This is a genomic window from Geomicrobium sp. JCM 19039, from assembly GCF_000698145.1.
Taxonomy (GTDB): Bacteria; Bacillota; Bacilli; order Bacillales; family Marinococcaceae; genus Geomicrobium_A.
In genome coordinates, this window is the sequence record NZ_BAXB01000048.1 from 1 (window position 1) to 6,792 (window position 6,792).

9 protein-coding genes and 1 pseudogene are annotated in these 6,792 nt (G+C 45.6%); 5 read left to right on the top strand and 5 right to left on the bottom strand.

Going from position 1 to position 6,792, the window contains the following annotated elements; genetic code table 11:
- Nucleotides 1–234 precede the first annotated feature (234 nt).
- The 4 genes from JCM19039_RS21085 to JCM19039_RS21100 all read left to right on the top strand — a co-directional run bounded on the left by JCM19039_RS21085 (nucleotide 235) and on the right by JCM19039_RS21100 (nucleotide 2,893).
- Nucleotides 235–1,212 carry a nuclease-related domain-containing protein gene (locus tag JCM19039_RS21085; RefSeq protein ID WP_042431067.1) on the top strand — a complete coding sequence of 326 codons (978 nt, stop codon included), beginning with the start codon at nucleotides 235–237 and terminating at the stop codon, nucleotides 1,210–1,212.
- Nucleotides 1,213–1,599: 387 nt separating this feature from the next.
- Nucleotides 1,600–2,055 carry a hypothetical protein gene (locus JCM19039_RS21090; RefSeq protein ID WP_042431070.1) on the top strand — a complete coding sequence of 152 codons (456 nt, stop codon included), beginning with the start codon at nucleotides 1,600–1,602 and terminating at the stop codon, nucleotides 2,053–2,055.
- Nucleotides 2,027–2,242, top strand: coding sequence for a hypothetical protein (locus JCM19039_RS21095; RefSeq protein ID WP_042431072.1), 216 nt, complete (start codon nucleotides 2,027–2,029; stop codon nucleotides 2,240–2,242). Before JCM19039_RS21090 ends, JCM19039_RS21095 begins: the two co-directional genes overlap by 29 nt.
- 57 nt (nucleotides 2,243–2,299) lie before the next feature.
- Nucleotides 2,300–2,893: a universal stress protein UspA gene (locus JCM19039_RS21100; protein ID WP_052399025.1), complete on the top strand. Its 594-nt coding sequence runs from the start codon at nucleotides 2,300–2,302 to the stop codon at nucleotides 2,891–2,893.
- Here the strand turns inward: JCM19039_RS21100 and JCM19039_RS21105 are convergent.
- From JCM19039_RS21105 to JCM19039_RS21120, 5 genes and pseudogenes are all read right to left on the bottom strand, one after another.
- Nucleotides 2,886–3,638, bottom strand: coding sequence for an ABC transporter permease subunit (locus JCM19039_RS21105; RefSeq protein ID WP_042431074.1), 753 nt, complete (start codon nucleotides 3,636–3,638; stop codon nucleotides 2,886–2,888). The two genes, JCM19039_RS21100 and JCM19039_RS21105, sit on opposite strands and share 8 nt — an antisense overlap.
- Entirely contained in the window at nucleotides 3,635–4,282 is a 648-nt protein-coding gene (locus tag JCM19039_RS21110) for an AAA family ATPase (protein WP_307190324.1), read from the bottom strand. Before JCM19039_RS21110 ends, JCM19039_RS21105 begins: the two co-directional genes overlap by 4 nt.
- Nucleotides 4,183–4,548 (bottom strand): ATP-binding cassette domain-containing protein, encoded by a 366-nt coding sequence (locus JCM19039_RS27625; protein ID WP_307190323.1) that lies wholly within the window; start codon nucleotides 4,546–4,548, stop codon nucleotides 4,183–4,185. The genes JCM19039_RS21110 and JCM19039_RS27625 overlap by 100 nt, the downstream gene beginning before the upstream one ends.
- Before the next feature lie 25 nt (nucleotides 4,549–4,573).
- Nucleotides 4,574–4,825, bottom strand: a complete 252-nt coding sequence (locus tag JCM19039_RS21115) for a hypothetical protein (RefSeq protein ID WP_052399026.1) — start codon at nucleotides 4,823–4,825, stop codon at nucleotides 4,574–4,576.
- A pseudogene (locus JCM19039_RS21120) lies at nucleotides 4,822–6,011 on the bottom strand (MFS transporter). Before JCM19039_RS21120 ends, JCM19039_RS21115 begins: the two are co-directional and overlap by 4 nt.
- A gap of 124 nt (nucleotides 6,012–6,135) precedes the next feature.
- Here JCM19039_RS21120 and JCM19039_RS21125 point away from each other — a divergent pair.
- Nucleotides 6,136–6,531, top strand: a complete 396-nt coding sequence (locus JCM19039_RS21125; protein WP_081834675.1) for a hypothetical protein — start codon at nucleotides 6,136–6,138, stop codon at nucleotides 6,529–6,531.
- Nucleotides 6,532–6,792 lie beyond the last annotated feature (261 nt).

Here is a 6,792-nt window from a genome sequence, read left to right on the forward strand (position 1 = left end):
TCCAAACGCCGGTATTTCTACCTGAACTGTCACTTATCTCAGGATTTGTGACAGTTTGAGCCCCCGTCTCCTTAACTTGAGGGTATACACTTCTTTCTAGCATCCCCTCTGGACGTTAATAGTAATAGAGGCTGAACCTCTCGCTCACACTCTAACTCGCAATATTTAATAATAAAGAAGGAGAATTTATGAGTAGCGATGAATTATATTAAAGTAAAAGGAGGAGATGTATAATTGATTGAGTCTACAAAACCAATGCGAACACCCGAGCAAGTTTTACTATTGAGAGCTTTACTACAAAGACTACACTCAAAACAAGGAGCCTACCCTTTAGTGTTCAGTGACTTAAAGCGAGCTGAAGCTGGGTACTTTGGAGAAAAGCAAGCACATTATCAACTTCAGAGCTTACGAAGTGATCATCAACAGTATTTAATCCTTCATAATATCCGTCTATTGGAAACCAACACTGCATTCCAAATGGATTTTATTGTACTGACTCAATACTATATCTTAATTTTAGAAGTAAAACATATTAACGGCCCTGTTTTCTTCGGTGAACACGATCAATTCACAAGAGAGACTGAGCATCTTGAAATTTTTGCAAATCCTCTTGAACAATGTCTAAGACAAGAACGTTTGTTAAAATCCTTCCTGAATCTCCACGATATCCCTATCATTAGCCGAGTAGTTTTCACATCAAACAAAACAATTTTAAGTGCATCTGAGCAATTACGTGAGATTGTTTACCACCGCATTATCCGTTCTGAAGCACTAGTCTCCAAGATCGAACATCTAAATAACATTCATCGTTCTGAAAAGCTCTCCATAAAAAACCTCTACAAAACCGCCAATATTCTGAAAGCAAACCATACACCCGCCTGGTTAAATACCTTAAATCGCTATTCCTTAACGTTTGAAATGTTGCAACATGGCATGTACTGTGAAACATGTTTAGCATATGACTTAGTGCGAAACCAACATAAAGCAAATTGGACATGCCAAAAATGCAACAGCATAAATCGACGTCCTTACGTAAGAAGTTTATCTGATTACGCAATGCTCTATAACACTACAATAACTAACAAAGAAGCTCGCGATTTCCTAGGTATCACAGATCGATTCTATATACGTAGAGCCCTATCAAAAATAGCTATCCAGAAAAAAGGAATAAAGAAAGCTGCCAAATACGTTTTGCCATTGCCGATCACCTAATGTAATACTCTACATTTCATCTTACAAACTCGAAGATTATTTAGGATTGATGTAAAAAGCCTGAAGTCCGAATACAAAATAATCCTGAACTTCTGCGACCTCATTTATGTGACCATACGCGCCACTGATCCGGCTCGTATCGACTCAGATTGTCACTTACCCGACTTTTTGTGACCAGTCGGAGCCTTTATGAGACATTTGCCACCCTCAACCGCCAGTTTTGCTGCCTAAACTGTCACATAAACCAGGGTTTGTGACAGTTTGCGCCCCGACACCGCAATTCCCCAAATTTATACTCCTCACCTGCCTCCACTCCCCACCCATCGCGCATACGTCACCGCTTCTTTGGGCATAATTTGGAGAAATCACCAAAGGGAAGTGGAACGAATGACCGAGCACACGATGATTTGTGTGAAGCACGGGCAAAATGGCCTTCGCTTTATACAGGAGGCGCTTGCCCATATTGAGGATGAGCACCGGCTAACAATCTATTTGTTTGACAATATGGCATGTGAGGAGGACCATGAGCATCGAATTGTCGGTATGTCGCTATTTCAAAAATTGGCGGAGAAGCATTCAGCTGACCTCCTCATTAGCGACGGGCGGGCGCTGACGACAGCGAAACGTCTCGCAGAAACAGCAAAGGAAATCGGTGCCACACACCTTATTATTGGTGAGTATAGCGAAGGGTTGTGGCGGAAGTTTCTTGGCCAGTCCACGGCCGACCATTTAACCGATCACTTGCCATCAACCCAAGTGAAGATTATCCCGCCCGATCACGCCCATGAAGATGCCGAATGGACGTTTGAGAAAGATGGACGCATACCTTTACCCGAACAATGACGGCACGTATTTGCTCGACTTCCATCACGACACCGACGCCTCGCATGAAGGGGTATTCTTTAAACATCGGCATACCGATTTCAACAACGGGCGTTTTGCATTTTACGACGAAAACGACATCTGTGAAGCGAATGTGAAGAAAGGAATTGTTCATGAACTTACCGACCATTTTGAGTACTTTGCCTAGAAAAGGAGTCATCGCTAATGGCTGAACGAATTCTCGTTTGCGTGAACTACGGACATCATGCACACGCCTCATCGAGAGGGCGCCGAACTCGCTCGGACGAGCGACGCCCGTCTCTATATTTTAATCTTTGACTCCCTACCTGAAGACGACTACAAAAACGACAAGCTCGTGGACATGAGTATCTTCCAAGAGCTTGCCGAACAGTGTGATGCACAATTAATTATTGAAAACAGCCAAGCACATAACATCACTCGTGTGATTAAGAAAACAGCGGAGAACGTTGAAGCCACACAAGTCGTCATCGGTCAGCAAGTGGAGAACCTTTGGACAACGCTCATTGGCGGGTCAATCATTGACGTTCTTTTGCACGAGTTGCCGTCCGCTGACCTGCACGTCGTGCCAAAACCTCGCGCCGATGCAGAAGCCGACTGGAACTTCGAGCGTGGAGTGAACGCCTACCTCATCAAGCAAACCGACGATTCTTATGTGCTCAGCTTTAATCACGAGAAAAACACTGATTTTGAAGGCATCTTCTTCAAATACTTAGGCACCGACTTCAACAACGGTTTGTTTGCGTTTCACGAGGACAACCGTGTGTATGAAGTGCGTGTGCGTGATAGCGTCGTTCACTCGTTAGATGACGTTATATAACGTCGCGTTTTTTGAATACGATGTGCGAGACGGCTAAGAAGACGGCGATGTGCAGTCCGAGAAAGCCAATCGAAGCCCACATACTTTCAAACGGGGGCTCAAAGAAGCTCGCCGGGTGGTAATTTGTAAACACATCGATATGTCGGAAAACGACCCACTGTGTCCACTCGTACTGATTGGCAATCATTAAAAAGATATCAGCAAAGAAATACGGCAAAATCGTAATGACGACCGTAACGGCTGTATTTCTTGTGATTACAGCAACGAGCGTTGCGAATGATACGTAAAACACGAACGTAGGAGTGGCGTACAGCACGAACAACCCTGCATCAATGAGCGTATCGACGAGGGACTGCTGATGCGGAAAGAACAGGCCAAACAAAAAGATGACGAGCATCATCAAGGCGTACAACCCAATGCTTAGTAATAAGCTTGCTACCCACTTCGACAACAAGATGCGGTGTCTAGATACGGGTCGAATCAATAATTGTTTGATCGTGCCCGAGGCAAATTCACCAGAGATGGCACCTGTGATGAGCACAAAACTGTACAGTATGACGAAGAAACTCATCGCGGAGCCGACGGTAATGAAATCTTCGGTTGTAATCATCAAGTCGAAATTCATGTTCATTAAAAGCGCGACAAAAAATGTGAACGTTACTGCCACACCCATCACGCTCATAAAAATCCATACTTTTCTTCCGTACCAAGCCTTCATCCACTCGTTGATTAGAAGATTCATCATCGCGGCTCACGACCTTTCGTTTCCGTTAGCGAGAAGTATCGTTCTTCTAAACGTTGCTGATACTTCACAGCAAACACTTCTACATCAGCAGCGATGAGCGCGCGAACGATTGCAGGAATATCCTCATACTTGCACTCGGCTAAGTCGAGTGCTGTTGCCGTTTCTTGAACACTACCAAATTCGCTTAACACTTGGATGGCTCGGTCTTTTGGTTGCACTTCAAAAGAGACGGTATACTCCGTACCCGAATGTCGATCCTGCATATTCAATTCATCGACAACTTTTCCGTCGTTAATCACAATCGCACGATCACATAGAACCTCAACTTCGTTTAACTGATGACTAGAGACGAAAACCGTTACATTGTCTTCTTCTGCAAGCTTACGCAAATATTGGCGAAGTTGGCGGATGCCTTTCGGGTCTAACCCATTCGTAGGTTCATCCAAAATGAGGACGGTCGGCGAGTGAAGAATAGAGACGGCAATGCCAATGCGTTGTTTCATCCCGAGCGAATATTTTTTGACGCGATCATCAATGCGGTTCTCTAACTCGACGAGGCGAATAACTTCTTCGATTCTCTCATCCGAAATTGTCTCAGGTACATGCTTGCAAAGTGTTGCAAGTTCTGGCGACCGGTTAAGTATCCGTACAAGTCCGGGTCCTCCACGATGGCACCAATGTGCCGAAGTGCCTGTTCTCTCTCCGTTCGTATACTCTTTCCTTCAATGTGAACGTCCCCTGAATCCATGGAGATAAGGGACGCAATCATCCTGATCGTCATCGTCTTCCCAGACCCATTCGGGCCAAGAAATCCATACACTAACCCACGATCGAGTGAGAAGCTCAAATCTTGAATAACTTCATGCTTTTTAAATCGTTTATTCAAGCGGCTAACGACTAATGGTTGCACCGGATCATTCCTTTCGTTTCTTAGATTAGCCGATGATGAGATGAGCGCTAATCATCGAGCCCGCAACAACGACCCCAATTGCAAATGAACCAATCACGAGCCATTGTGGCGGTTGTCTTTTCTTTTTCATCGTAAAATGTTCGACAAGACCGACGGTAAGGAAAATGCCCACACTTGGTAAAAGAAGGGTATCCAAAGTAATCGGACCATCGACGAAAATCATTCCTGATACAACGAGCATTCCATATACGATGACGCTCATGAACGCATGACTCATTCTTTCACCTCCGATGTTCGGTTCGCAATATGAACGACGGGAAGCGCCAATGCTAACAACACAAGAATAAAAATAACGACGCCAATCCATGCAAAGGACGTCCAAAAGAAGCCACCGATCGCTCCTGCGATGCTTGACCCTGCATAATACGCAAACAAGTATAGCGCCGACGCTTGAGAGCGCTGTTCCCCTGATCTTTGACTCACCCATGCGCTCGCCGTTGAGTGTGCACCAAAGAAACCGAACGTAAACACGATAATGCCAATAATTTTCACAGCTACGTAAGGAATTAATGTGACAAGAGCACCAACCGCCATTAACCCGACACCAGCGAGAATGATGGCCGGTTTCCCGTAACGATCCGCTTTCCTGCCCATATAAACGGAGCTAAACGTACCCGCAAGATACACAATATAGATGGCTCCGATGACGGTTTGACTTAGATTAAATGGTGGCTCCATTAAAAGGTAAGCAAAATAATTAAATAACGCAATGAACGCACCCATGAGAATAAACCCTAAAGAGATCATGCAACAAGCCGTCCACTGCGAAGTACCGCTCCGTATTTGGCTAACGCCTCTTTTACGGACAATTTCTTTGGCACATAATTGCTTGATGCTGGCAAAAAGAAAGCAAAACAGATGCTCAAAGCGAGACTCAATACGCCGAGTACACCGAGCGCAGTTTGCCAGCTCCAAATGTCGGTGAGCACCCCCGACATTAACCGACCGCTCATTCCCCCAATACTAGACCCTGCAATGTACAAACCCATAATCCGCCCAAGGCCACGGGGGTCAAACTCTTCGACGATATACGTCATCGCGATTGCAGGCACGCCTGCAACGGTAATGCCAAGTAACGTTCGCAAGATGAGCATCGCACTAAACGTCGGGCTAAACGCAGTAAGTAGGCCCATAAATGCGGTCAAAAACATCGACCAAACCATTATATTCTTTCTGCCAAACCGATCGGCCATCGGCGCGGCGACGAGAAGAACTAAAGCGAGCATCCCGGTTGTGACTGAGACCGTTAGACTTGCCGTTTGCGCAGGGACCCCGAATTCCGATGAAAAAATGGGAAGCATCGGTTGCGTTGCATAGATCGTCGCAAATGAAACAAAACCCGCCATAAATAAGGCAATTGAAGCATAATAATACGTTCTCGTTCCACTCTCGATATGTGTCACGTCTATTCCTTCTTTCCTACTTGTAAGTCTAATACTCATCGCTCTCATCGTCTACCTGGAAATGTTTGAAGATGGTGAATGAAAGGAATAGACTAGGAATTGAAGGAGGGATTTTTTGAGAAACGTGTTCCGTATTTTATACTCGGTCTTATTGTTTGCAGCAGGCACGTTGCATTTTACGAATGAGCGTGTGTTCAGAAGCATCGTTCCAAAATCATTACCTTTCCGCAAGGGAATTGTTCTAGTATCGGGCGCGTTTGAGCTTTTTTTCTCGTTCGCCATATGGGCGAAGAAGGGACGAGCGGTCATCGGCAAACTACTCGCGGTGTTCATGGTCCTCGTATTTCCAGCGAACATATACATGGCGATGAAAAATAAAACATACATTAAAGGGAAGAAGATGCATCCTGCGTTGTTATGGCTGCGCCTTCCACTGCAAATTCCCCTCATCTTAGGGGCATTGTACGTAACTAAAGAAGACAAGACCGAGGCTAGGAAGCTGCAAGCTGAAGACGTCTAGAAAATCAGTTGCACAGAACCGGATGCTCCGTAAAGGACATCCGGTTTTTATATGACAACTTAGCGGCCATCGGTGCCGAGCCGAAACCCCGCCGAGCACTGTCGGCGGCGGGGGCGCAATCTGCGCGCAAGTTGGGGCAATCTGCGCTCTAGTTTGATGCATATGGCCGGTAATACAGGGGAATTCCGCTAACTTGCGCGCAGAACTCTTAAACTTGCGCGAAGATCAAACGAACAACCTAGCAACCGTCGGCCCCTCGGT